Source organism: Bradyrhizobium genosp. L (genome assembly GCF_015624485.1).
Lineage (GTDB): Bacteria > Pseudomonadota > Alphaproteobacteria > Rhizobiales > Xanthobacteraceae > Bradyrhizobium.
In genome coordinates this window covers 2,752,719-2,776,962 of the sequence record NZ_CP061378.1, presented here as the reverse complement: position 1 = coordinate 2,776,962, position 24,244 = coordinate 2,752,719, and the positions used below count along the sequence as shown (strand labels likewise).

The 24,244-nt window shown below is 61.4% G+C and carries 21 protein-coding genes; 9 read left to right on the top strand and 12 right to left on the bottom strand.

Annotated elements, in window-relative coordinates; all coding sequences use genetic code 11:
- Positions 1 to 9: 9 nt before the first annotated feature.
- On the bottom strand, positions 10 to 1,491 hold the full coding sequence (locus tag IC762_RS12945) for a lipopolysaccharide biosynthesis protein (protein ID WP_195789165.1): 1,482 nt from the start codon (positions 1,489 to 1,491) through the stop codon (positions 10 to 12).
- 138 nt (positions 1,492 to 1,629) lie between these two features.
- Between IC762_RS12945 and IC762_RS12940 the strand changes: the two genes are divergently transcribed.
- The 3 genes from IC762_RS12940 to IC762_RS12930 all read left to right on the top strand — a co-directional run bounded on the left by IC762_RS12940 (position 1,630) and on the right by IC762_RS12930 (position 5,447).
- Entirely contained in the window at positions 1,630 to 2,460 is an 831-nt protein-coding gene (locus IC762_RS12940) for a polysaccharide pyruvyl transferase family protein (protein ID WP_195789164.1), read from the top strand.
- Between the two features lie 291 nt (positions 2,461 to 2,751).
- Entirely contained in the window at positions 2,752 to 4,227 is a 1,476-nt protein-coding gene (locus tag IC762_RS12935; protein WP_195789163.1) for a lipopolysaccharide biosynthesis protein, read from the top strand.
- An 83-nt stretch (positions 4,228 to 4,310) separates the two neighbouring features.
- A complete protein-coding gene (locus IC762_RS12930; RefSeq protein ID WP_195789162.1) occupies positions 4,311 to 5,447 on the top strand; it encodes a glycosyltransferase family 4 protein in 1,137 nt (378 codons plus the stop codon).
- A 13-nt stretch (positions 5,448 to 5,460) separates the two neighbouring features.
- Here IC762_RS12930 and IC762_RS12925 read toward each other — a convergent pair whose 3' ends face one another.
- Genes IC762_RS12925 through IC762_RS12910 form a run of 4 tightly spaced genes read right to left on the bottom strand, consistent with a single transcriptional unit; the run spans position 5,461 to position 10,245 of the window.
- Entirely contained in the window at positions 5,461 to 6,555 is a 1,095-nt protein-coding gene (locus IC762_RS12925) for an acyltransferase family protein (protein WP_246801544.1), read from the bottom strand.
- Positions 6,552 to 7,658 carry an acyltransferase family protein gene (locus IC762_RS12920; protein WP_195789161.1) on the bottom strand — a complete coding sequence of 369 codons (1,107 nt, stop codon included), beginning with the start codon at positions 7,656 to 7,658 and terminating at the stop codon, positions 6,552 to 6,554. Before IC762_RS12920 ends, IC762_RS12925 begins: the two co-directional genes overlap by 4 nt.
- A 20-nt stretch (positions 7,659 to 7,678) precedes the next feature.
- A complete protein-coding gene (locus tag IC762_RS12915) occupies positions 7,679 to 9,022 on the bottom strand; it encodes a hypothetical protein (RefSeq protein WP_195789160.1) in 1,344 nt (447 codons plus the stop codon).
- Positions 9,019 to 10,245: an acyltransferase family protein gene (locus IC762_RS12910; RefSeq protein ID WP_195789159.1), complete on the bottom strand. Its 1,227-nt coding sequence runs from the start codon at positions 10,243 to 10,245 to the stop codon at positions 9,019 to 9,021. Before IC762_RS12910 ends, IC762_RS12915 begins: the two co-directional genes overlap by 4 nt.
- Before the next feature lie 132 nt (positions 10,246 to 10,377).
- On the opposite strand from IC762_RS12910, the gene IC762_RS12905 reads away from it, so the two are divergent.
- The 5 genes from IC762_RS12905 (at position 10,378) to IC762_RS12885 (ending at position 14,606) form a co-directional block, all read left to right on the top strand.
- Positions 10,378 to 10,554 (top strand): hypothetical protein, encoded by a 177-nt coding sequence (locus IC762_RS12905; RefSeq protein ID WP_195789158.1) that lies wholly within the window; start codon positions 10,378 to 10,380, stop codon positions 10,552 to 10,554.
- 144 nt (positions 10,555 to 10,698) lie between these two features.
- Positions 10,699 to 10,956, top strand: coding sequence for a hypothetical protein (locus IC762_RS12900; protein WP_195790449.1), 258 nt, complete (start codon positions 10,699 to 10,701; stop codon positions 10,954 to 10,956).
- A gap of 202 nt (positions 10,957 to 11,158) precedes the next feature.
- Positions 11,159 to 11,575, top strand: coding sequence for a hypothetical protein (locus IC762_RS12895; RefSeq protein WP_246801543.1), 417 nt, complete (start codon positions 11,159 to 11,161; stop codon positions 11,573 to 11,575).
- A gap of 30 nt (positions 11,576 to 11,605) precedes the next feature.
- Complete coding sequence (locus IC762_RS12890) at positions 11,606 to 13,861, top strand: AAA family ATPase (RefSeq protein ID WP_195789157.1); 2,256 nt, start codon at positions 11,606 to 11,608, stop codon at positions 13,859 to 13,861.
- 439 nt (positions 13,862 to 14,300) lie between these two features.
- Positions 14,301 to 14,606 carry a hypothetical protein gene (locus IC762_RS12885; protein WP_246801542.1) on the top strand — a complete coding sequence of 102 codons (306 nt, stop codon included), beginning with the start codon at positions 14,301 to 14,303 and terminating at the stop codon, positions 14,604 to 14,606.
- Positions 14,607 to 14,796: 190 nt separating this feature from the next.
- Here the strand turns inward: IC762_RS12885 and IC762_RS12880 are convergent, their stop codons facing one another.
- The 5 genes from IC762_RS12880 to IC762_RS12860 form a co-directional block, all read right to left on the bottom strand.
- Complete coding sequence (locus IC762_RS12880) at positions 14,797 to 16,233, bottom strand: undecaprenyl-phosphate glucose phosphotransferase (RefSeq protein ID WP_195789156.1); 1,437 nt, start codon at positions 16,231 to 16,233, stop codon at positions 14,797 to 14,799.
- A gap of 393 nt (positions 16,234 to 16,626) precedes the next feature.
- Entirely contained in the window at positions 16,627 to 17,196 is a 570-nt protein-coding gene (locus IC762_RS12875; protein ID WP_195789155.1) for a hypothetical protein, read from the bottom strand.
- 19 nt (positions 17,197 to 17,215) lie between these two features.
- Complete coding sequence (locus IC762_RS12870) at positions 17,216 to 17,590, bottom strand: VanZ family protein (protein WP_195789154.1); 375 nt, start codon at positions 17,588 to 17,590, stop codon at positions 17,216 to 17,218.
- A 25-nt stretch (positions 17,591 to 17,615) separates the two neighbouring features.
- A complete protein-coding gene (locus tag IC762_RS12865) occupies positions 17,616 to 18,950 on the bottom strand; it encodes a UDP-glucose dehydrogenase family protein (RefSeq protein ID WP_195789153.1) in 1,335 nt (444 codons plus the stop codon).
- A gap of 319 nt (positions 18,951 to 19,269) precedes the next feature.
- The gene (locus IC762_RS12860) at positions 19,270 to 19,986 is read right to left on the bottom strand and encodes a class I SAM-dependent methyltransferase (RefSeq protein ID WP_195789152.1); all 717 of its coding nucleotides are present in this window, start codon (positions 19,984 to 19,986) and stop codon (positions 19,270 to 19,272) included.
- A 575-nt stretch (positions 19,987 to 20,561) separates the two neighbouring features.
- Between IC762_RS12860 and gmd the strand changes: the two genes are divergently transcribed.
- Positions 20,562 to 21,653, top strand: coding sequence for a GDP-mannose 4,6-dehydratase (gmd, locus tag IC762_RS12855; protein WP_195789151.1), 1,092 nt, complete (start codon positions 20,562 to 20,564; stop codon positions 21,651 to 21,653).
- 106 nt (positions 21,654 to 21,759) lie between these two features.
- Here gmd and IC762_RS12850 read toward each other — a convergent pair whose 3' ends face one another.
- Complete coding sequence (locus tag IC762_RS12850) at positions 21,760 to 23,067, bottom strand: WcaI family glycosyltransferase (RefSeq protein ID WP_195789150.1); 1,308 nt, start codon at positions 23,065 to 23,067, stop codon at positions 21,760 to 21,762.
- Positions 23,068 to 23,128: 61 nt separating this feature from the next.
- Entirely contained in the window at positions 23,129 to 24,103 is a 975-nt protein-coding gene (locus IC762_RS12845) for a GDP-L-fucose synthase family protein (RefSeq protein WP_283816356.1), read from the bottom strand.
- Positions 24,104 to 24,244: the final 141 nt, after the last annotated feature.

Here is a 24,244-nt window from a genome sequence, read left to right as displayed (position 1 = left end):
AGTGCAGGTTTAGACTGTAGTCGCGCCACCCGCCGGGCGGCGGATGCGGCTCATGACCTGATGCCACACCTCCTTGACCGCGGGCCGCGCCACCAGCAGGACGACGGCGAGATAGACGATCGCGCCGAGCACGGTGAGCGCGGCAAGCCGCAGCCAGGGTGATGCCGGCGGCAGCGCGAAGGATGCCGCGACCACGGCAGCGGCCATCACCGCCGAGCCGGTCAAGGCCGGCAGCAAGGCCGCAGCATATCGCCTGACCGGCACCGACAGGATCCGGATCGACGCGCCGGCCGACAATGGATAGAGCAGCAGCGCGCGCACCACATAGCCCACCGCGATCGCGATCAATCCGAACGGGGCGGCCATGAAGAAGATCGCGATGTTCGAGACCGCGTAGATGAAGGTCAGCCAAGTCTGCCAGTGCGGCTTGCCGAAGGCCAGGATCACCGAGTGGTTGTAGAGTCCGATGGTGGTGAGGAAGCCCGTCACTGACATGATCGAGAGCAGCGGCGCCGAGTCCTGCCATTTCGCGCCGAAGAAAGCAGCGATCAGATCCGGCGACAGCGCGGCGATCCCGGCAAACACCGGTGCGGTCAAGAGCGAGGTATACATCACGAAGTTGAGCAGCGTCGCAGCCGACGCCTCGCGATCGTGCTGCAGGCCGGCGACCGTTGCGAAGAACACCCGGTTGAGTGCATTGCCGATCACCGTGCTGACCGCATTGACCAGTCGCTTGGCCAGGCTGTAGAAGCCCGCCCCGGCCGCGCCGGTGTACCAGGTGACGAAGATCAGGTCGGAATTGGCGTTGGCGAAATTGGTGACTCCGGTCAGCGCCACGTAGCGTGCATAGCGCAGCAGCTCATAGGCGGTGTTCCGGCCGAAGCGGAACCCGGGACGCCACGGCGTCAACGACCACAGGCCGATCAGCGATGTCAGCGCCGTCGTCACCAGCTGTCCGACCAGCGCCAGCACACCGTAGCCTTGGCTCGCAAGCCCGATGCCGACTGCACCGCCGATCGAGATCGACAGCAGCGTGCGCATTGCCAGCGAGCGGAACTGCTGGTTGCGGGTCAGCCAGGCCTCGTGCGTGCGCGACAGCCCCTGCACCGCGACCACGACGGAAAATCCCTTCAGGACAAGGGACAGATCGTGGAGGCCGAAATACCGCTCCAGCGCGTTGCTCGAAGCGAACAGCAATGCGGCGGCGAACAGTGAGAGGCCCGCGATCAGCCAGAACGAGGCGTTATAGTCCTCGTCCTTGGGATGCGGCCGTGCCTGCACCGCCACCGCGATGCTCTCGATCATGACGGCGCGGCAGAAATCCAGCGCCAGCGCGCCGGTCGCCACGATGCCGAGGATCTGCGGCGACAGCAGCCGCGCCATCATCACGTAGATGGCAAGCGTCAACGCCTGCCCGACGGCAGAGTCGATCGTGGACCAGATCACGCCCGAGACGATCGAGCGCGGCTTGAAGGAAATGTGTTGGTTCAATGTCGAATTTGCCGCAAGATTTCGGACACGGGCGACCTCCAGAACTTCAACCACAGCGCGTCGCTATGACGAACGGTCGCCTTGCCTCGACGCTGGAATGCCACTATCCGTATCCTAGCATTTGGGGTCCGACACCGCATGAACTTTCGACACGACTTCCGAAAATTGATCAGGAAGTTCGGCTATGACTATTCGTATCCGCTTCCCTATCCGCATGTCGAACTGTTCTATTGGGAGCCGGATGACGGAACAATCAACTTCGGCGATTTTTTGTCCGCCATCGTCGTCGACCAATGTTTGCGACAGTTCGGCTACACCCGCGCCGACGAGGCGCCGCGCAGCGCGCGGATGCTCGCGATCGGATCGATCCTGCATTACGCACGCAATGGCGACGTCGTCTGGGGCTCGGGCCTGAACGGCCGCGCCGGCCAGGAGAACCTGCATCCGTCGGTGACGCAGCTCGACGTCCGCGCCGTCCGCGGTCCCCGCACCAGGGAGATCCTGCGTCGCCGCGGCCTGTCGGTGCCCGAGGTTTTCGGCGATCCGGCGTTGCTCATGCCGCAATTGTTTCCCGGCCGCTTTCAGCCGCGCGCAAAACTGCCGTGGGCGTTCGTCCCCAATTTGCACGACCTCAGCATGTTCGATCCGAACGCCGCCAACATCATCACGCCGCTCGGCTCTTGGAATCGTCGTATCGACGCCATCCTCGAAGCGGAGTTCGTGCTGGCGAGCTCGCTGCACGGCATCATCATCGCCGAAGCCTACGGCATTCCCGCACGCTACGTCAGGTTGAGTAACGCGGAAGCTGAGTTCAAGTATCGCGACTACTACGAGGGCACCGGACGCTTCGATGTCGAGTTCGCGTCAAGCATCGACGAAGGCAAGGAGATGGGCGGCGTCGCGCGCCCGCAATTTAATCATCAGCCGCTGATCGATTCATTCCCTGTCGATCTCTGGAGCAGAAGCTGACACCGAGCTGACAGCTTAGCGTGTATCTTCGTCGTATCGCACTCACGCCTGAATTTTTCCGCGCGATCGATTGATCGACGCCATTCAAAAGACATGCGCCGACGGATAGTCGCCGTTGTTGACGACGTTGCACGCGATGTTGTGCGCAACGCACGTCGATGACGACGTCTCGCGTCCGACGTGCTCGATCGATCGCGACGCGTTTGTAGCGCGCGCTTTGTCGCTGCAGCGACCATCCGTTTTCAAGCGGTGCCTGAAGACTCCTTCGCTAGCCTCTCGGAGAAGCCTGTCTTGACCGAACTCAACATGCGTTTCTCCGAGGATGAGCAGTCCCGGAATATGCGGAAGGGTGCACTCGCCGGTGTCGCCACCCAGGTCGTACGCGTCGCAACGCAGGCCGGCTCCGTCATCACGCTCTCGCGCCTGCTGACGCCTTCGGACTTCGGCACCTATGCGATGGCCTCGCCGGTGCTCGCCTTTGCCGTGCTGTTTCAGGATCTCGGCCTCGGACACGCAACGGTGCAGAAGGACGAGTTGACGCAGAACGATTTGAGCTCGTTGTTTTGGGTCAACCTGTCGGTCGGCGCGCTGCTCGCGCTGACGCAAATCCTGCTGTCGCCACTGGTCGCGCTGTTCTACGGCGATCCGGACCTCGCCGCATTGACATCGGGCATGAGCCTGACGCTGCTGCTCAGCGGCGCCGACGTCCAGCATCTGTCGCTACTGACACGGCAGATGCGTTTCTGGACCTTGGCCGGCCTGGAATCCGCGGCCGCGCTAGGCGGCCTTCTGACCTCGATCGTAACGGCGTTCTTCCTGCACAGCTACTGGGCGATCCTCGCCGGCAGCCTCGCCTCCGGTGTGGTGCTCGCAAGCGGCGCGTGGCTGAGCTCGGGATGGCTGCCATCGAAGCCAGGCTCGATCAGGAGCGCGCGCGACATGTTGAATTTCGGCCTCGGCGTCACCGGATTCAACCTCGCCGAATTCCTGTCGCGCAACACCGACGGCGTGTTGATCGGCAAGGTCTGGGGCGCCGCGTCGCTCGGCGCCTATAACCGCGCCTACCGCCTGTTGCTGTTTCCGCTGCAGCAGGTCACCAATCCGATGATCCGCATCATGCTGCCGATGCTGTCGAGCCAGTTGAAGGAGCCCGCGCGCTACCGCGATTCGTTTCGACGCGCCATCCTGCCGGCCTTCCTCGTCGTGCTACCTGGCGTTGCATTCATGATCGGCTCGGCGGATACCCTGGTCGAAACCCTGCTCGGCGCGCAGTGGAGAGACGTCACGCCGATCTTCATCGGCCTGAGCGTGGCCGGCCTTTTGCAGACCACCAACAGTCCGGCCAACTGGCTGTTCCTGAGCCAAGGCCGCACCAGGGAATATATGCGCTGGGGCCTCTTCAGTGCCTGCACGTCCGTGCTTGCTTTCGCCATCGGCCTGCCCTTCGGCCCGATCGGCGTCGCAGGTGCCTACTCGCTGAGCGAATGCCTGCGAACGCCGATCCTGTGGTGGCTGGTCGGACGCAGCGGCCCGATCCGTCATCACGATGTCGTCAAGGTGGTCGGGCCGCATCTCGCCGGCGCGATCGCGTCGGTCGCGGCCACCAGCCTGCTGCATCGTTGGCTCGAGATGCGATCGATCGATGCGCTGACGGACCTTGTGGCCTGCTTCTGCATGTCCTACGCGATCTCGTTGTCGATCGTCTCGCTGTTTCCGGTCAGCCGCGGAGAAATTCGCCGTTACGTGCCGGATATCATCAGCAGATGATGTGATCGACGCGAGCCTGAATTCAGCCGTGTTCATCGCTATGTTGGCCGGCAATCATCCGCGGCGACACGAGAGAGCTATCGGTGCACGGAACCAAGGCAGTTTACGAAAAACGTCGACTTCGCGTCGCGATTTACGCGCCGCATTTCGCGGAATATTCCTACCGCCTTGCCGCCGCGCTGGCGCGTCACTGCGACGTGCGCGTGGTGCTCAGCCGCAAGGATGCCAACCAGCAATGGGAATTGTCCGCGATCCCGGCGCCCCAGCGGTTCGACACCAAGATCCGCGACCTCAGCATGCGCGGTTTCGGTGCAATCGGTCTGCCGAACTCGTTCCGCGACGTGATCGGGTTCCGGCCCGATGTCGTGCATTGCCACGAATGTCCCGAATACTATACCGCCGCGCTGATGGATCTCCTGCGCATCTCCAGCATTCCGCAGGTCCTGACCGTGCACGACGCCATTCCGCATTCGGAAGGCGGCTCCGGCACCAACAAGAGCGAGGAGCGGCTGCGGCTGCGGATGCGCGCCGCTGCGGCGCATGTCACCCTGCACGGCGAGAGCTGCATCGCGGATTTCCGCCACGCCTCGCCTGCCTTCAAGGGCGGCGTCACGTCCTCGATGCACGGCGTGCTGATGGTGCCGCCGGCCAACGCCGCGCCGATTGAGCCGATCGCCGGGCGCATCCTGTTCTTCGGCCGCATGTGGGCCTACAAGGGCCTCGACGTCTTCCTGGACGCCATCGATATGCTCGCCAAGCGCGACGTGCCGCACCGGGCTGTCGTCGCCGGTCGTGGGCCGGAGATGACGCGGCTCGGCGCGCGGATGGTTGCGATGCCGACAATCGAGGCAGTCAATGCCTACATTTCACCCGCGGATACCTCACGGCTATTCCAGTCCGCCGCGGTGGTCGCCCTGCCCTACAAGGACGCCACCCAGAGCGGCGTGCTGGCGTCTGCCTTCGGCAACCAGCGCCCCGTGGTTGCGAGCGCGACCGGCGGCATTCCCGACGTGGTCAGCAACGGCGTCAACGGGCTCCTGGTGCCGCCCGGTGACGCCACAGCGCTGGCCGACGCGCTGGAGCGCGTGCTTACCTCGACGTCGCTCGCCGCGACGCTGCACGACGGCGCGCGGCAGACCGCGACCGGCTCGCTGAACTGGGATCACATCGCCGACAGGCTGTTCGCGACTTATCGGCAAGTCGCCGGCGTCGCAGCCTAAGCAGGCCCGCCGGTCATACGGACTGCCCGATCTTGCCGAGCGGGCGGAACAACAGGCCGCGGAAGGCATGGTCCAGCAAGCGGCGCAGCCGCACCTCGATCAGCTCATAGCTGATCGCGCTTGCAACCAGCGCCATGACCAACCCCAGCACGATGAAGGCCGCCCACAACAGCCAGCGATCGACGCCCATGGCGACGAGCTTGAGCCCGATCATCTGCAACGGAAACAGCACGAAGGGGTGCACAAGATAAAGGCTGTAGCTGATCTTGCCGACATATTGCAGCGCCGGCGTGCTCAGCGCATTGCTGAGGCCTGAGCCCTGCGCCAGCACCATGCCGAACAGCAGGAAGCCCGGCAGCAAGCCGACAAACGGGTGGAACAGCGTCAGGCTCGCATAGAGCGCCGCACCGCAGATCAGGCCCACGACCAGCCCGGTCCGCCCCGCGATATCGATGCGGAAGTCGACGGCGCTGAACAGCATGCCGATGCAGAAGAACGCCGTGATCGGCCACTGCAACGCGCAGGCAAGCCCGAGCAGGACCAATGGTGCCGCTAGCAGCCAGCCGCCGAGCCGCATCGCCACGAAGGCGAGCGCGAACCAGATATAGAACGCCCACTCATAGGTCAGCGTCCAGGCGTTCTGCTGGGCGATCGGAAGCCCGACCGCATCCTGCAGGAAGAACAGGTTGGCGAAGAAGATCCCGAGATAGCTGCCAACGTCGATGCCGCGGAAGAATTTGTAGCCGACGATCGGCCCGAGCGTGAACAGCGCCAGGTGCAGCACGACGAACACCGGCATGATGCGCAGCACGCGGTCGAAGAAGAACTTTGGCAGCGAGCCATGGCGCACGAGGCTCGCCGGGATCAGGAACCCGCTGATCATGAAGAACAGCTCGACGCCATGGCCGCCGACATTGATGACCGATTGCAGCCAGAGCCAGAGCGGCGGCAGGAAGCCCGGATTCGGGATGTCGTACACCCCGCCCTTCGGCATGTCGTAGAAATGGTCCATCAGGACGCTGAGTGCCGCGATGCCGCGTAGCCCCTGCACCGACGGCACGAACGAGCCGTCGGTGCTCACGCCTGGAGCGGCCGCCGTCGCCGTCACTCGGCGGCGCCCTGGCTCGAGAGCGCCGGCTCAAGCACCACCGGCCGCTTGCGCTGCGAGCGGAAACGATGCCCATAGGCGATGCACGGCTTCTCGACAAAGGTAAACGTTACCCAGCTCGTCAGCAGCGAGGCCGCGACGATCACGGCGACGAACAACGACCACCCGAGCGGCCCGCTGCCGATATCCATGCCGTGATGCACCCAGACGATGACGAACGGCGACATCAGGTAGACCGAATAGCTGATCACGCCGACAAAGGCCATCGGACGCCAGGCCATCCGCTCACCGAACGTCGCGAACAGCACGAACAATAGCCCGGCGCAGACATAGGCCGAGCCAATCGAGTAGCTGTAGAAGAAGTTCTCGTGATAGACGCCGCCGAAACGCTTGTATGACAGCACGATGGCGAAGACGCTGTAAAGCGCCATGCAGCCGGCGACGTGCTGCCAGCGCAGCTTTCCACCGATCACGGTGTCACGGATCACCTTGCCGAGGAACATCGCGGTGATGTTGAGCGTGACCTCCATCAGCGACCACAACAGCCGGTTCTCGATCGCGACCGCGCCGATGGCGCAGACCAGCGACGTCGCGGCAACGATGTAGACCGCCGTCATGGGCCGGTTCAACAGCCCCATCGCGAACAGCACGGTGCAGCTGATGTAGAAGATCAGCTCGATCGCCAGCGTCCAGTAGATGATCCAGAGATTGGGGACGTTCACGAACGTCTGGAACATCGTCACGTTCATCAGGATCTGATGTAACGGATAAGCCTTGCTGTCGAGCAGGAACATCGTGACCAGCCCGATCACGATCGAGGTCCAGTACGCCGGATAGAGCCGGAAAAAGCGGCTGATGGTGAAGTCGCGGATCGGCGTTGCGCTGTCCGGGAAGCTGAACGGGATCACGAAACCGCTGACGAAGAAGAACAGCACGACGCCGAAGCGGCCGAAGTTCATGTAGTAGCCGATCAGATCGTGGAACGTCCAGTAATAGGCGCCGGTCGGGTGGTCCTGCACGATCACCTCGAGCGCGTGCTGCAGCAGAACCGACATCACGGCAATGCCGCGCAGCGTATCGATGAATGCAAGCCGTTTGTGCATCGTGCCCTCTCGTCTCCAACCTAGCGCGCCGGCCTCGGCAACTCGCCGCCCAATTCTCCCAGTCCGCCCTGAGGTCCGAGCGCCTGCACCGGGCGCACGCGAATCGTGGGCGTGGTCTGGGCCGTCGCAGCCGTCACACGCCGCGAGAACACCTCGCTGAAGCCGAGCGCGATGATCAGAAGACCGGTCGCCGGCCCGTAGTTGAGGACCGTGATCGTGAACAGATTGGACACGAAGATCAGCGAGAGCTTGTAGACGTCGGTGACCGCGAAGGTCGCCCGGATCACCATCAGCATGAAGATAACGAACGGAAGCCCGAACATCAGGTAGGTCCCGATGTAGAAATTGTCGACCGGCACCCAGAACGACGCCAACGGCGAGAACAGCTTCTGCGGATAGTTGAAGCAGCCTGCGCCGCAGCCGGTGAAGATGCCGACCGGCATCAGCTGGCTCAGATAGACGAACGGCAGCTGCCAGCTGTTGTTGATCCGGTCCAGGATGCTGAACATCGTCGAATGCGCAATCGGAACGTAGCCTGCGAATGCCAGGATCAGGAAGAACGGAACCAGGATCGAGACGAACGACCACAGCGCGATCTTGCGGATCGCGGGAAAACGCTGCTGCTCGGGCAACATCCGCACCAGCACCAGCAGGATGAGATAGAGCAAGAGCACGATCATCGTGGTCTTACTGGTGGTCAGCTTGATCGTATAGAGCGCGATGCCCCCGAACACCAGGCACCAGCGCGTGCTCTTGCGGATCGAGGTCACGGTGAACGAAACCAGGATGAAGAACGCCGCCATGGTGTTGTCGGCGGCAAAGCCCATCAGCCGCTGGTCGTCGCCGCCATAGGCCCACCACAGCCGGCCGGCCTCGCGCGTCGCGCCGAACGATTCGTATTTGAAGCCGACCCACGGCATCACATAGAACTTCGTGAGGATCACGCCGACGACGGAGAGATAGAAGGTCACGGCAATGACCGTCAGCAGCCTCTTGTAGGTGCCGAGGTTCGAATCGCAGAAGCAGAACCCGACGAACACCGGAAGCATCATCTTGAACGACGATACCGCTGCGGTGGAGGTGCCGAGAAAGAAATAGCCGAGCACCACCGACAGCATGATCTGGAGCAACACCAGCACCGCCATCACGCTGCGATTACGGATGATGCAATAGACGATGAACTGGACGAAGCACAGCATGGCGACCCCGTCGGGCACGTACCACAGCGCATCCAGATGCGTGATGCTGGTGTAGTATCGCATCACGCCGCCGAACGCGTCGCGTATCAGGTAGACCGCAAGCGCGATCGCCTCGATATTGATGCTGAGGGGTAGCGCCGGCTGGCGTTGCGCGATTGCTGTCACTGCCCGCGCCTCATTTCGACCGCCGTGGCAGGCGCAGCGGACGTCGCGAATTCGCGACGACGACGGCTCCGCAACAAATCATTGACGAATTTGCCGCCGGGAATCTCGACATAGAGATAAGTGAAGTGCGAAACGGCAAGCACCGCGGCAAGCGACACCACGAGGTTCAGCGTCGCCGGCAGTCCGGCGCAGACCGAATCGAGCGCATGGATCAGCTTGGGTCCGACCGCGCGCACGAAGTATTCCGCGAACAGCACCACCAGCGCGTGCACCATATAGACCGAATAGGACCGCCGCCCGAGCCAGACCAGGGGCTTCGCAACCAGCATCCTGGGCACCAGCGCGGCATCCGGGAAGGCCAGCAGCGAGCCGAGGAAGACCGCGAAGGTGAACGGCGCGATGAAGCTGACCGCCGGATAGGCCTCGACCAGCGAGACCACGACGATGCTCGCGATCATGGCCGCAAGCTGCACGGCACCCTGCAGGGCCGGGCCGATCCTGCGCGGCAGCACCTCGACCGCCCTCACCGTGAGCACACCGAGGAAGAAGCTTACGAAGCAGCGCAAAACGCCGAAATCGGTCTGCAGCCCAAGGCTTTTCTTCTGCAGCACGAACACGATGAAGAGCAAGCTCCCGGCGACCAGCAGCAGCGCGCCGAGATAGAGGTAACGCAGCGACCTCAGCCGCTGCGCGAACAGCACCACCAGGCCAAACACCAGATAAGTGTAGAATTCGACGCTGATGCTCCAGCTCGGCGCGTTCCAGCTCAGATAGTCGATCGGTCCCATGGAATGCAGCAGGAACAGATTGAGCACGAACGAATAGGCGTTGTTGACCTCGAACGCGGCGGGTACCGCCACCACGACGCCGCCCATCACAAGGGCGATTCGCGCCAGGCGAAACAGCAGATTCGCAAACAGCATCACGATGTGCAGCGGATAGACGCGCGCCAGTCGCCGCCCCATGAATTCGCGCAGCGAGAACTGCCCGAATTCGCCCCTGACGTAGCTCAGGGACATCACGATGCCGCTCAGCACGAAGAACAGGTCGACCAGCAGCCAGGCGCTGCGGAAGAACGACCAGTTGATCCACGCATTGTGCGGAAACGCCGCGAGGAAGGTCGGCATCAGGATCAGATGGTGAATCACCACCGAGATCGCGGCAATCCCCCGGATGCTGTCGAGCGGCAGGACATGCGCTTTCTCACGATGGACCGGCTGCATCACCACAACATCCCGACGCTATCTTCGTCTTGATCTTCGTCTTGCCACAACGTTGCGATGGACCAGCATCGTCCCTCTCAACGGTTGCAGCGCGGCACGCCTCACTGATGCATCGCAGGAAGCGGCATTTTGATGACGCTGCGCCAATTGTTTGCCGGGGAAGCTCTCACGAATCTGCTCGAGCGATTTCAGGCGCGCTATTTGATCGAACATTGGACGATGCGCCCGAGAAAGCGGCGGCATATTGCCGATAAGGACGCCAAAGCAGCTTCTGTTGTCGCTCCCGTCGTCAACGGAACTGCATCATAGCGGGAATACGACCGTCGCTTGCACGAATGAGGCGAGGTTGCGACGGCTCGACACATATCCGTCAACTCCGTGGCCGCATGACTTTCTGCGAGGCACGACATGTTGTGCTTTGCTCGCGCGATGCGCAGATATCGATCTTCACTGATGAAGTATTCGGCGAGAACTGGAATCTCTCAAGGCAACATCGCCGATGCTGTCACGATGACGTCACACCTGCATCATTTGTACGCCAGCGTCAGTTGCATCATCGCCAGTTCGCACGCGATGGCATCACCGAATGCTCTGCCTTGTTCTCTCCGCATTGACGACGCATGCGGCTCTGCATTCGCGCGCAATCTGTGCGGCGTGAAAGATGCAGGCTGCACAATTCTACAAAACAATTTTGCGGCGCACAAAAATTGACACAGTTAGCGGTCAACGTCGCAATCACTCACCACTACATTCGAGGACGTGCATGCGCAGTACGCCGATGATGCAACGCTTGGGACGTACTGCGAGAGGCCGACAGCTGGCGCTACTGCTGGTCTGCGGGACTTTTGCACTTGCGGCTGCGCCATGCCGCGCCCAGTGCGTCGATTTTTCCGAACGTGCCAAGAAGCTTGACATGGACACGTTCTCGAAATCGCCGATCATTCTGCTCGAAAGCATGCATAACGACGCGGACAAGCTGAAGACCCAGCTTGCCGCCTATCTCGTCACCAATCCCGATCTATTGACGCCGGTGCGAACGCTGATCGCCGAAGCGAGCTCGAATGAACGCTCGGCGATCGGCGCAGCGCTTCGAATCGCTGAGATGCGCTGCACGGTGACCAAGCCAAGTGTCGCGCAGAAGATCAGCACTTTCGCGCAGCGGATCGACGATATGGCCGTGGCCAAGGGATACTACACGGCCGGCGAGGACCAAACCGCGACGCCGGCAAAGGACGACAAGAAAAAGGCGCCCGCCGGCGACGGTCTGCTCGAGGGACAGTGGCGGACCCAGATCGCCGACCCGTTCAAGCCGATCGCAATTCCGCAATAGCCCGCCCCCGAACACAGCGAAGCGCCCCAGATGTATCAGCCGCGAGAACAGTTCCATCCCAGCCAGAAGTTCGCCATCGAGATCGGCGGGGCGGTCCTCAGCGCCGAACGAGTGCTCGACGTCCTGCGCCGGCAATGGCCCCTGATCGCCTCGGTGCTTGGCGGCGTGATGGCGCTCGTCGTGGTCTATCTGCTGGTAGCCAAGCCGATGTATACGGCGAACGCTCGTATCCTGATCGATATCAAGCAGGCCCAGGTCCTCAACAAGGACAGCGACAGCAACAACACCGCCCTGATCGACCCCGGCTTTGTCGACAGCCAGGTCGAGATCATCAACTCCGACGATCTGATCCTGTCGGTGGTCCGCCGGCTGCGGTTGACCGATGACCCTGAATTCAATGGCTCCAATCCCGGCGTGATCGGCTTCATCGCGGGCAAGGTGATGGCGCTGTTCAGCTCCGGCGATCCGCCATCGAAGGATCGCATCGAGCACGGTGCGGTCGTCATCTTGCAGAAGAACCTCAGGGTCGAGCGCGTTCTCACCACCTATGTGATGTCGCTCAGCTACAAATCGGTTGATCCGGACAAGGCGATGAAGATCGTCAACGCCATCACCAATGCCTATATCGTAGGCGCGCTCGAAGCCAAATACGATTCGACCAAGCGCGCGACCGAGTGGCTCCAGGCGCGCAGCGAGGAGCTGCGCCAGCAGGCCACCGCCAGCGACCGCGCCGTGCAGACCTTCAAGGCGCAGAACAATATCGTCGGCACCAGCCGCGGCCTGATGAGCGAGCAGCAGCTGTCGGACCTCAACACCCAGCTGGTCCAGGCCCGTGCGGCGACCGCTGAAGCCAAGGCTCGTCTCGACCGCATCGAAGCGGTCCAGGACAAGGACCTGGTGCAGCCGACCGTGACCGATGCCCTCAGCAACACGGTCATCACCCGCCTGCGTGCCCAGTATCTTGATCTGGCCGCCCAATATGCGGATTGGTCGACCAAATACGGCAAGACCCACCAAGCCTCGATCAACCTCGCCAACAAGATGGAAGAGCTGAAGAAGGCCATCGCCGACGAGGTTCACCGCATCGGCGACGCCTATCGCAGCGACTATGAAATCGCCAAGAGCCGCGAAGCGTCGCTCGATCAGAACGTCAAGAGCCTGGTCGCCCAGGCCGACAACACCGGGCAGGCCCAGGTCAAGCTGCGCGATCTCGAAAGCGCGGCCGACACCTACCGGAACCTGTACAACAACTTCCTCGAGAAGCTGCAGAACGCGACGCAGAACCAGAGCTTCCCGATCAGCGACGCGCGGATCATCGGCACCGCAGTCAAGCCCTATGAGAAGAGCTCGCCGAAGACACTGCTCGCGCTCGCCGGCGGCCTGGTCGGCGGCCTCTGCCTCGGCTTCGGCGCGGCCTTCGCCCGCGAACTGTTGAGCGACGTGCTCCGTACCCCGGCCGAGGTCGAGGACGAGATCGGCGTGAAATGCCTCGGCGTGCTGCCCGATATCCGCAAGCCGAGCCTGACCGAAAAGGCGCGTGCACTGCTGCCATCGGAAGGCGTGCCAGCCAAGGACAGGATGGGAACGGAGATGTCGCGCTACGTCGTCGATCGACCGTTCTCGCGCTTCGCCGAGACCCTGCGCAACATCAAGGTCTCGATCGACGTCGCTCGGTTGACCCGCGAGGTGAAGGTGATCGGCATCGTGTCGTCGCTGCCGAAGGAGGGCAAGACCACGGTGGCGGCGAATTTCGGCCACCTCACCGCGCTGTCGGGCCATCGCACGCTCCTGATCGATGGCGACCTTCACACCCGCTCGCTGACGCGCGAGCTGGCACCCAACGCCAAGAACGGCCTCGTCGAGGCACTGCAGGACCCGAATTCGTTCGGCTATCAGATCCAGCGCAGCAAGGAGACCGGCCTCGACTTCCTGCCCTCGATCTACCTGACGCGCATGGTCAACTCGGCCGACATCATGGCGTCGAAGGCGATGGCCGACCTGCTCGCGGTCGTCAGGCAGAACTACGACTACATCGTCATCGACCTCGCGCCGGTGATGCCGGTTGCCGATTCCAAGGCGATGAGCCATCTCGTCGACGCCATGGTCTATGTGATCGAATGGGGCAAGACGACCCGCAGCGCGCTGCAGGAATCGGTGTCGAGCTCGGAGGCGATCCAGAAGAAGCTGCTCGGCGCCGTGCTGAACCGCGCCGACCCGAACATGCTGAAGCGCATCGAGGCCTACAAGGGCTCGCATTACAACAGCTATTACGTCGAAGGGGCGTGAGCGGCCGCAAGCACGTTCCCTCCCCGCCCAGACGTTCGAACATCCAGCCGCAGCCGCTCGGTTCCACGGAACCGACGGCCTTTTTGCGCTTGCAGCGCCAGTTCCGGTTGCCGGACCGCACCCGCGGGCCGCAGCGCCTCGCGCGGATCGCGCCCCGCAGGTTTTCGCCTGCCCCATCTGGCCTGAGCCAGCTCCTTAGCGCGCCCTAAGGCCGCAAGGAGACGGCCCACCCGTAGTGCTCCGGATGCGGTCCGCTGGGCGTTGCCTTGGCCGGGCCTTCCAGCTATTCACGGGGTTGAAGGGCGGAAAATTGCTCGCATAAAGCCGATAATCACCAAAACGGCGTGCAGATCGACAGTGCGATGATTTTGCGCATGCTTTTTAAGCATCTGGGAACTAGGCTGTCCCGATATTCATATGGCTTTTCCGGTGGTTTGAAATGTTGACAGCCGTACTGACCTGCCTGGGAATATGGGTGCTGATCAACGTCCTGTTCGTGTTGATCATGGTTCCCCCACGCAAGCCGCGGAAGCAGCTCGACCTTGCCAGAACCGCGCTGTCGCCGGTGTCGATCGACAACAACAATGCAGGCCCGGTCGACCACGACGAGCCGCTCTCGCTGCGGCACGTCATCATGGCGATCGCGATGGGAGCTTTTTTCGTCCTCACGCCGCCGCTAATCGCAGCACTTCATGCCATCGAGCGGCTGGTGAAGAGAACGCTGGGCAGGAACGATCCCGGCTAAGCAGAGCCGGTGAGGCAGACCATCCGGCTGCGGATGCGCTGCTGAGCGCCGCCACGGCGTCCAGAGCACTATCCGGAAAGTTGTAGAGCTATTGCTCTCGCGCCAAAACGCATCGTCTGCGAACGGGCAGCAAGAAGCAGGAGCGCGGGATTGGATTAGCTAGTTTGCCCGCCGCGCGCTGCAACGTCGCTCAATAGGCTTCCTGGGCGATCAAGGCCGTCGCGGTCTTGATCAGGATTTTCAAATCCAGCCAGATGCTCCAATTGCTCACGTACCAGACGTCGTATTCGACGCGCTTTTCCATCAGGTCGATGGTCGGCGTCTCGCCGCGGAAGCCGTTGACCTGCGCCCAGCCGGTCAGGCCCGGCTTCATGTGGTGGCGGTACACGTAGTTGCTGATCAGCTCGTCATAATAATTGTCATGGGCGAGCGCGTGGGGTCGCGGCCCGACCAATGACATGTCGCCGCGGATCACGTTCCAGAGCTGGGGCAGTTCGTCGATGCTGGTCATCCGCAGGAAACGACCGATCCGGGTGACGCGGAGATCCCCCTTGGTGGCCTGGGTGACCGTCTGGCCATTCTCGGTGACCGTCATGCTGCGGAACTTCCAGATCTCGAACGGCTTGCCGTTGCAGCCGCGGCGCGACTGCCGGAAGATCACGCGCCCCGGCGAATCCAGCTTGATCAGGATCGCGACCGTGATCATCAGGGGCAGCAACGTCACCAAAGCGAGCGAGGCCACGCCGACATCCAGGCAGCGCTTCTGGAGACGTTCGAACACCGAAAGCGGCGGCCGCTGGATCTCGATCGCGACCGTTCCGCTGACCGGCAGGAACGGACGCGACACCAGGTCCGCGATCGAATTGTCGGGCAGAAGGCGAATGGGTTGCGGCACGGCGCGCAGATATTGGCCGAGCTTCTGCAGCAGCGGCAGCTCATTCCAGTCGAGCGCCAGCAAATACTCATCGACATCGGCCGCGCGCGACTGACGGATGACGTCGCGGATTTCCCGATCCCACTGATTGTCGTCGCTGTCGGCGCCGAGCACGAAATGGCGGACCACGTCAAAACCGTTCTTGCGCAAATCCTTGAAGCGGCTGGAGGTGAAATCGAGCGGCTTCAGGCTGAGCAGTACGACCTTGCGGTCAACCAACCGCCCCTTGGCAAAGCTCGTGCCAAGCGCGAACTGCCAGGCAAAACGAAGGCTGATCAGGCCCACGCCGCCAATGACGGCGAAGACGATCACCGTTCCGCGAGACAGATTGTCGGTCGATTTCAACAGAAAGGCGGCGACCGCGAGAATGGTCAGCGACACCAGCCAGATGACGACCGATTTGCGCAATTGCCAGATCAGGTTGAGCAGCCGGTGCGTGTCATAGATGCCCTGGAAATAGCCGATCGCGACGAATACGACACCGACGATCAGCCCTGCGCCAAGCGACGTCGACGTGCCGTCCGCGCCGGATGTCATCGCAGCGTGATAGAGCTCGAAAGCCACTGCGTAGCTGAGCAGGATCAGCAGCAGATCCGCGGCGATGACGAAAACCTGGAACGGTCTCTGAAGAGCGGTGCCGCGAGGGGCAGAGACGGAATGGGTGTTATGAGAACCGTAAGCAGCAACAGCCATTCGAACCTCTACGTCTCGAGAGCACGTGACACTCATCGCGATGCGGTGATTTGCAACTTGCGCGGCGCAAAGTGCGAACTGATCAGAGCGACATTGTGGCGCTGCACGCAAATTTTTGCGCTGCAGAGTCGCGATGCAGATTCATTGGATTCACATATGCGACGAACGTGCTCTGCTTCTGTCACCAAGCTGACATGATGTGCAGATGGTGCCACATTTTGCAGCGAGTTCTGTACGCAATTTGATCGATAACAAGAATGGAACACTGCTGCACACGCAATACGCGCATTCTATCGAATTGCTACACGCTGCCTATCGCTTGGTTCTCGCAGTTCCATTTTCAGCTCTGCCGTACCGGTTGGCTGAGTCTTTTTCTTCTTCCTCTGAATAAATTTACCCACATATGCAGAACTTGTTCTGCTCCCATTGTTCGATATGCCTCGCAATCGTCCAGGCCTGGATGCAGATCGTCCAGCTAACGCTGTGCGGCGCGGCTCGTGCAATGAAATGCTCCTTCGAGCGGGTCGCTGCGACGGTCGCCCGATAAATTGCATTCGCGGCAGGAACTCTAGAGCCATACGGATTTTTTGAGGATGCCGCTTTGTGGCGTAACCGGATGCTCGCGTCGGCCGCCCACCTCGGTCGCGGCTCCACCAGGACCACTCGTATGAGCGAGCCCCGTTGACCGTTATCCCGGATCGTCACGGCATCGTTGCTCTCACGCCAGAAAATATCGCCGTGACCGTTGTTATCAAAATCGCCGAACCCAACCAGAGCACGCGACGTGCTCACCGCACCTGGGCTGGAGACCAATGCGCGCCCGATAGCTGGTCCGGCGGCGCCGTCCGCCGCGATCGGTGCCAATCCGGCTCGCAAAGCGATCTGCGCCAGCTCGAAAATAGGGATCTCCTCAGGATTCCGGCTCCGAATCGGGTTTTCACAAGTCTCGTCCAGGAAAGACACACGACTTGCTCTACGGCCCTCACTTTTCGCCGTGCTTGACGCCAAACAGTTTCGCATTGATCAGGTTGGCGAGAAATACGCCAATAACGCCCCCAGCGGCCTTTTGGAGCCCGTCCCCGATCAGGGCGTGGCGGTCGGGACGAAACTCCTGCAGGAATTCCAGACCAGCCGCCAACAACACGATAAGTATATAGGCCAGGAGCGCGCGCCTTGGCAGCAGGACAGCGATCAGTGCACCCATCAAAGCATAGGCAAGCAATCGCTCGACAACCGCAATATTTTCGCTCTCCATGTGGCTGATAAGCACAGGCCGCCACGCCATCGGAGACAATGTTGCAAAAACAATCAGGACGAGAATTCCTGCAGCGGCCCCTATGACTAGCTTTCTGGACATCAGCTTTGGTTGACTTGCTCTAAAATCAACGCTCGCCCGTTGTTTCGGCAGAAATCGTCGTCCGCCCGACGCTTTCATAGACAAAGCCGGCGGCGGCCATTTCCTCCGGCCGATAGATATTGCGCAGATCGACGATGACAGGTTGCGCCATCGCCTGCTTCAGGCGATCGAGGTCCAGCGCGCGAAACTGCACCCACTCAGTCACGATGACGAGCGCGTCGGCGCCGGCAGCGCAAGCATAGGCGTCCGTGGCGTATTCGATACTGGGCAGATCGGCGCGCGCCTGCTCCATCCCGGCCGGATCATAGGCGCGCACCTTCGCGCCCATGTCCAACAGACCGGTGACCAGCGGAATCGACGGCGCCTCGCGCATGTCGTCAGTATCGGGCTTGAACGTCAGGCCAAGCACGGCGATGGTCTTGCCGCGCAACGTGCCGCCGAGCGCCTGGCTCACCTTGCGCGACATCGCGCGCTTGCGGTTCTCGTTGACGGCCAGAACGGCCTCGACGATGCGAAGCTGCACGTCGTAGTCCTGCCCGATCTTGATCAGCGCGCGAGTGTCCTTGGGGAAGCATGAGCCGCCGAAGCCCGGGCCCGGATGCAGGAACTTGGTGCCAATACGGTTGTCGAGGCCGATGCCGCGCGCGACCTCCTGCACGTCGGCGCCGACCTTTTCGGAGAGATCGGCAATTTCGTTTATAAAGGTGATCTTGGTCGCCAGGAACGCATTCGCGGCGTATTTGATCATCTCCGCGGTCCGCCGCGCGGTGAACATCAGCGGCGCCTGGTTCAGCGACAGCGGACGGTAAATGTCCCCCATCACCTTGCGGCCGCGCTCGTCGGCCGTGCCGACGACGATCCGGTCCGGAAACTTGAAGTCACGGATGGCCGCACCTTCGCGCAGGAACTCCGGATTCGAGGCGACCACAACATCGGCGTCGGGATTGGTCTCGCGAATGATGCGCTCGACTTCGTCGCCGGTGCCGACCGGAACGGTGGATTTCGTCACCACGACGGTGAAGCCGGAAATGGCCTTCGCGATCTCACGCGCAGCCGCGTAGACATAGGACAGATCGGCGTGACCATCACCGCGACGCGACGGCGTGCCGACGGCGATGAACACGGCGTCCGCCTCGGCCACCGGCCCAGTAAGATCCGTCGTGAAGTCAAGCCGCTTCGCCTTCACATTGGCTACGACCAGTTCGTCCAGTCCAGGCTCGTAGATCGGGATCTCGCCGCGATGGAGCGCTGCGATCTTGCTCGCATCCTTGTCGACGCAAGTCACCTCGTGACCGAAATCCGCAAAGCAGGCACCGGATACCAATCCCACGTAACCCGTGCCGATCATCGCAATGCGCATAAGTAAATCCTGTCTGTCTAAAGTGGCGAACGTCTATTGACGTCTTAGAACACGCATTTCACTTGGCGTGAAAGGATTGCTTTGGCGATAAGGTCTGCAGCGGTGCCAAAACGCGTGGACGTCCCGCAGCATCAGTACAACCGACACGCCCAACGATTGCACTCGGTTCACCAGCACCGAGATTCGAGCGAGAGCCATCCCATTGTTGAAATGCGCGGCCCGATCGAACTTGGATGCACAGAATCTCCAGCCCTGGCTGTGGAAGCGCCGCCCGTCAGTTCCTCTCGAGACCTCCAGACCCCTCGACCAATCGATTCGATTACCGAGTTGACAGCGCGCCGCAATGATACGTGAACACCCGTGAAGCCAGCCTTCGGTCAAATTTCCGAAGAGCTTGACGCAGCGACATCGCGACGCTCCCCTTCAGCCGTCCTTTCTGAAAGGAATGGACTTCAAGCGAATGGTCGAAGATGTCAATTTTCTCTACTTGGAGTCCACTCGTTTGCAAAAGGAGCAAGAACGAATCCGGCGTGAAAGCATTGATGTGACCGATATTTAATGTGCGCTGCATTGCCGACAACGACGTCCTCGAGTGCAATTCACACGGAACTTCGACGTAAACGAAACGGCGCGAAACCCTTGCCAATTCTCCCAAGAACCCGCGAGGGTCCGGGACATGCTCAACGACGTGACTCGCGAAGACAAGGTCAAAACGGCCATCATCGTAGGGAAGTTTCTTGCCGTCGTACGGTCCTAGTTTGAGGTCTTTTGCCTGTGGGTCGGTATGTTCCGAAGGGTCTGCGTAATCAACCCCGACGTGCGACAGCCCGACACCCGCGTCCCTTACCGCAGCCAAGACCGCCCCCGTTCCACAGCCGACCTCAAGGACTGCATCAACTTTGCGATCTCCAAGCAACGCTCGGAGATTCGCGGCTTTGTCACGCGCACAGATCTGGCGCCAAACAAGTTCTCGTTCCGAGTACTCGCCCTCGTAATGTACGTTGAAGGCGGGAACAACGAATCTTTCTGAAAGCATCGAATTACCCCGCACATGCGCGTCGATCGCACTGTTGTGACACGATCAGCTAAGCTACTCTCACCTATTGAAAGTCACGCTCTTCAATTCTCCGACTGATCTGGCTTGCTAGATCCGATCATTCACGTCCAAGTTGTTCTCGGTCTCCCAGACGCAAGACATTCCGCGTAGGGCTCCATACCGACGGACGAGCCCCTCCAGCAAAATACGCGTAGGAGACTTATTCGAGATCGCCCCTCGTTCGGACAACGCACATTAAGAACCCGACCTTGACGAGCAGAATATGCCCACGGCCGCCTTAAAACACGTCTTCCTCGACGGATAAAGAGGCAGACTTGGGATTAGGTTTACGAGCGTATCGGTAGGGAGCATCTGCCAGTAAGATGCTCTCGCCGCTCCCTGCCACGAACCAGAACTTGGGCGTCGTTGGCCCACTATCGGGGTGTGGCGATCTCGGACAACCATGCGCCATCCATTAATACTAGCGGACGATCGGACCGAAAATCTCTAGCTTTGGGTAGCACCGTTGGCGCCTTTTGGGTAAGAACAGCGCTTCAATACGTAAGAGATATTGCATGGCTAAAAAGCGAGCATTGATCACCGGCGTCACGGGTCAGGACGGCGCCTATCTGGCGGAATTGCTTCTCGAGAAGGGCTATGAGGTTCACGGCATCAAGCGCCGGACCTCGCTGTTCAACACCGACCGCATCGACCATCTTTACCTCGATCCGCACGAGCCGGATCCGCCGTTTCGCCTTCACTACGGGGATCTGACGGACTCATCGAGCCTGATCAGGATTGTCGGTCAGGTGCAACCGGATGAGATCTATAATCTCGCGGCACAGAGCCACGTCGCCGTGTCGTTCGAGGAGCCCGAATACACCGCAAATTCGGACGGGCTCGGTACCTTACGCCTCCTCGAGGCGATGCGCATCGTCGGGCTCGAGCAGAAGACCCGATTCTACCAGGCCTCCACGTCCGAGCTCTATGGCCTGGTGCAGGAGATTCCACAGAAGGAAACCACCCCCTTCTATCCGCGGTCGCCCTACGCGGTGGCCAAGCTTTACGCCTACTGGATCACGGTCAACTATCGGGAAGCGTACGGGATGTACGCCTGCAACGGCATCCTGTTCAATCACGAGTCTCCGGTCCGGGGCGAGACATTCGTCACCCGCAAGATCACAAGGGCGCTCGCGCGCATTCACCTTGGTCTGCAGGAGCGGCTCTATCTTGGCAATCTCGACGCCTTGCGGGACTGGGGCCATGCCCGGGACTACGTCGAAATGCAGTGGATGATGCTGCAGCAGGAGAAGCCCGAGGATTTCGTGATCGCGACCGGCGTACAGCACTCGGTGCGGGACTTCGTCAATGTCGCAGCCAACGAGGTCGGGATCCGTGTGCGCTGGGAAGGCAGCGACGCCCACGAGAAGGGCTACGATGCCGCAACCGGCAAGTGCATCGTGTCGGTCGACCCGCGCTACTTCCGGCCAACCGAGGTCGCCACCCTCCTCGGCGATCCCTCCAAGGCAAAACAGAAGCTCGGCTGGGTGCCCAAGACCTCGTTCGAGAGCCTGGTGCGAGAAATGATGCAGGAAGACCTCGCGGCGGCCAAGCGGGACGAGCTCATCAAGCAGCACGGCTTCCGGTATTTCCCGCGGCACGAATGACGGCCAGGCGATAGCTTGGCTTCAGGGCGCCGAGCTCGCGCGGCGCCCCAGTTGGACGCTTTCGATCCGCGACCGCCTGCAACCAACAGGCGGTCTTTCGTTTCCGTCAGGATGAGTGAATCGCGTCTTCTACCGGAAGCGGCAACCTCTGCCCGGACTTTGCACGGCCGACGCCTTCACTGCCGGCGAGGCCCCGCGTTGCGGCCATATCGTCGGCCCAGCGGCGAACGATGGTCTGGCGATCCCAACGCTCGATCGAGCGACTGCGCCCTTCCGCGGCAAATTGCGCGCAGATCGCCGGGTCCTCGCTCAACCTGCAGATCGCCGATGCGAGCGCACGGGAGTCACCGGGCGGAATGACGAGACCCGCTCCCTCGACCTCGGCCGCAAGGCCAGTGCCCTGCCCGGCCATCGCGATCACAGGCCGTCCGGACGCGAAGATCGCCCCCAATTTCGATGGCAACACCAGATCTGCGGCCTCGGCCCTTTGCGGGATCAGATGGATGTCGGCGGTCGCCATCAGTTCGTTGAAGCGCTCGTTGGATTGCAATCCTAGGAAGTGAACACGCGATCGGCCGGCGCCCATTTCGACCAGCCTTGCCTTATGTGGCCCCTCGCCCGCGAGGATGAAATGAATACGCGGATGGCTCTCCTCGAGGAGCGCAGCGGCTTCGATCACGAGATCGAGCCCTTGCTTGGCCGACATGGTCCCCGAATAAAGCGCCACGACGTCGTCCTCGCCAAGACCCAACGCCTCGCGATAGCTCGTGCGCTTCGAACCAGGAGTTATCGCGACGGTGTCGATCCAGTTGCGGACTTCGGCGGTTTGTTCGGCAGCGACCCCCTTGCTCTTCAGGCGCCCCACCATCTGAGACGAGATCGACGAAACACGATCGAACGAACGAAGAATGGACGCCTCGACCTTGAGCATCGATTTGCGAAGCGAGCCGTTGCTGAGCAGCCCAAGGTCGAACGCAGCGTCGACCTCGAAGTCCTGCACGTGCAGCCACGATTTCGCGCCGACCCGGCGCGCAACGACGGGGACCAATGCGGCCGACATCAACGAGGGGGCGACAGACAGCATGATATCGGGCCGCCAGGAGAAAGCTTCGCGAAGAATCGGCACTACGCTGGTCAGCGCAAACGACGCGTGATGGAGCAAACGCCTGGCGCCGGAGGGACGCGCGGGCACGTAGATCGGTGTGCGCGTCACGCGAACGCCGCCGACGTTTCGCGCCTTGAAATACGAGTTCGGAAAAGCCGCGGGTATCTTCCAATCCGGGTAGTAGGGCGGCGCAGTGATCACCCTCACCTCGTGGCCATCAGCCGCGAGGCTCTCGCACAGCTCAGTATTATATTTCGCGACCCCGATCAGATCGGGCGCATAATTAATTCCGATGAGAAGAATCCGCATCAAATACAATCCAACTCAAAATTCCACACCAAGCTTCTTGACCGGCGCGAGCCGGCCAAAGTCAGCGGACTGCGTCGACTTCGAGGTGTCGACCATAGCCTTGGAGAAAATCGTGGTAGGCCGCGCGCAGACCCGCCTTGAGGGCAACGGTCGGACGCCATCCGAGCGAACGGATCCGCGAGCTGTCGAGCAGCTTGCGCGGCGTGCCGTCGGGCTTGGATGTGTCGAAAACCAGCTGTCCCGTGAAGCCGACGACTTCAGCCACCAGCGTCGCGAAATCAGCGATCGACACTTCGTCGCCGCTGCCGACATTGATCGGCAGGTCGCTCGAATAATTCTTCAAGAGGAAGATGCAGGCGTCGGCCAGATCCTCGACGTTGAGAAATTCGCGTAGCGGCGTTCCGGTGCCCCAGACGGTGACGGTCGGCGCCTGCGCCAGCTTGGCCTCGTGAAAACGCCGGATAAGCGCCGCCGGCACGTGGCTGTGATCGGGATGATAATTGTCGCCGCGGCCATAGAGATTGGTCGGCATCGCCGAGATGAAGTCGTCGCCGAATTGCCGACGATACGCCTGACACATCTTAAGGCCGGCGATTTTCGCGATGGCGTACCACTCATTGGTCGGCTCGAGTGGGCCGGTCAGCAACTCATCCTCACTGATCGGCTGCCTGGCGTGCTTGGGATAGATGCAGGACGAGCCCAGGAACAGCAGACGCTGAACGCCGATGGCGTGGCTCGCCCGGATGACGTTCAATTCGACGGCAAGATTGTCGCAGAGAAAATCGACCGGGAAATTGCTGTTCGCGGCGATCCCGCCGACCTTTGCGGCCGCATGAACCACGACGTCGGGCCGATTGGCCTCCAGCCATCGGAGCGTCGGCGCTTCCTGCGTGAGATCAAGCTCGCGACGGTCTGCCACCAGCACCGTGCAAGTTTCCGAAGCGAGGCGGCGCACGATGGCTGACCCCACCATGCCGCGATGCCCGGCAACGAAAACCCGCTTTCCGGACAACCCGTAGGCCGAAACCCCTGTCATGCTACAGCCTTCAATAAAACGTCTAGAGCCCGACCTGGCGTGCAGACCGGCGAAATCTCAGCAAATTGCTAACACAATCTTCACCATGCAACAGCCTGTTTCGCAACGCGAGGCGGTTAATGGTGAATGCAACTCAGATGC

Bases quoted from the DNA above. Each gene is read 5' to 3' on its own strand.
- IC762_RS12880 (WP_195789156.1), bottom strand. From the start codon at position 16,233: ATGGCTGTTGCTGCTTACGGTTCTCATAACACCCATTCCGTCTCTGCC.
- IC762_RS12940 (WP_195789164.1), top strand. From the start codon at position 1,630: ATGAACTTTCGACACGACTTCCGAAAATTGATCAGGAAGTTCGGCTAT.
- IC762_RS12845 (WP_283816356.1), bottom strand. From the start codon at position 24,103: ATGACAGGGGTTTCGGCCTACGGGTTGTCCGGAAAGCGGGTTTTCGTT.
- IC762_RS12850 (WP_195789150.1), bottom strand. From the start codon at position 23,067: ATGCGGATTCTTCTCATCGGAATTAATTATGCGCCCGATCTGATCGGG.
- IC762_RS12910 (WP_195789159.1), bottom strand. From the start codon at position 10,245: ATGCAGCCGGTCCATCGTGAGAAAGCGCATGTCCTGCCGCTCGACAGC.
- IC762_RS12900 (WP_195790449.1), top strand. From the start codon at position 10,699: ATGAAGTATTCGGCGAGAACTGGAATCTCTCAAGGCAACATCGCCGAT.
- IC762_RS12920 (WP_195789161.1), bottom strand. From the start codon at position 7,658: ATGCACAAACGGCTTGCATTCATCGATACGCTGCGCGGCATTGCCGTG.
- IC762_RS12905 (WP_195789158.1), top strand. From the start codon at position 10,378: ATGACGCTGCGCCAATTGTTTGCCGGGGAAGCTCTCACGAATCTGCTC.
- gmd (WP_195789151.1), top strand. From the start codon at position 20,562: ATGGCTAAAAAGCGAGCATTGATCACCGGCGTCACGGGTCAGGACGGC.
- IC762_RS12860 (WP_195789152.1), bottom strand. From the start codon at position 19,986: ATGCTTTCAGAAAGATTCGTTGTTCCCGCCTTCAACGTACATTACGAG.
- IC762_RS12890 (WP_195789157.1), top strand. From the start codon at position 11,606: ATGTATCAGCCGCGAGAACAGTTCCATCCCAGCCAGAAGTTCGCCATC.
- IC762_RS12865 (WP_195789153.1), bottom strand. From the start codon at position 18,950: ATGCGCATTGCGATGATCGGCACGGGTTACGTGGGATTGGTATCCGGT.
- IC762_RS12895 (WP_246801543.1), top strand. From the start codon at position 11,159: ATGGACACGTTCTCGAAATCGCCGATCATTCTGCTCGAAAGCATGCAT.
- IC762_RS12885 (WP_246801542.1), top strand. From the start codon at position 14,301: ATGTTGACAGCCGTACTGACCTGCCTGGGAATATGGGTGCTGATCAAC.
- IC762_RS12870 (WP_195789154.1), bottom strand. From the start codon at position 17,590: ATGTCCAGAAAGCTAGTCATAGGGGCCGCTGCAGGAATTCTCGTCCTG.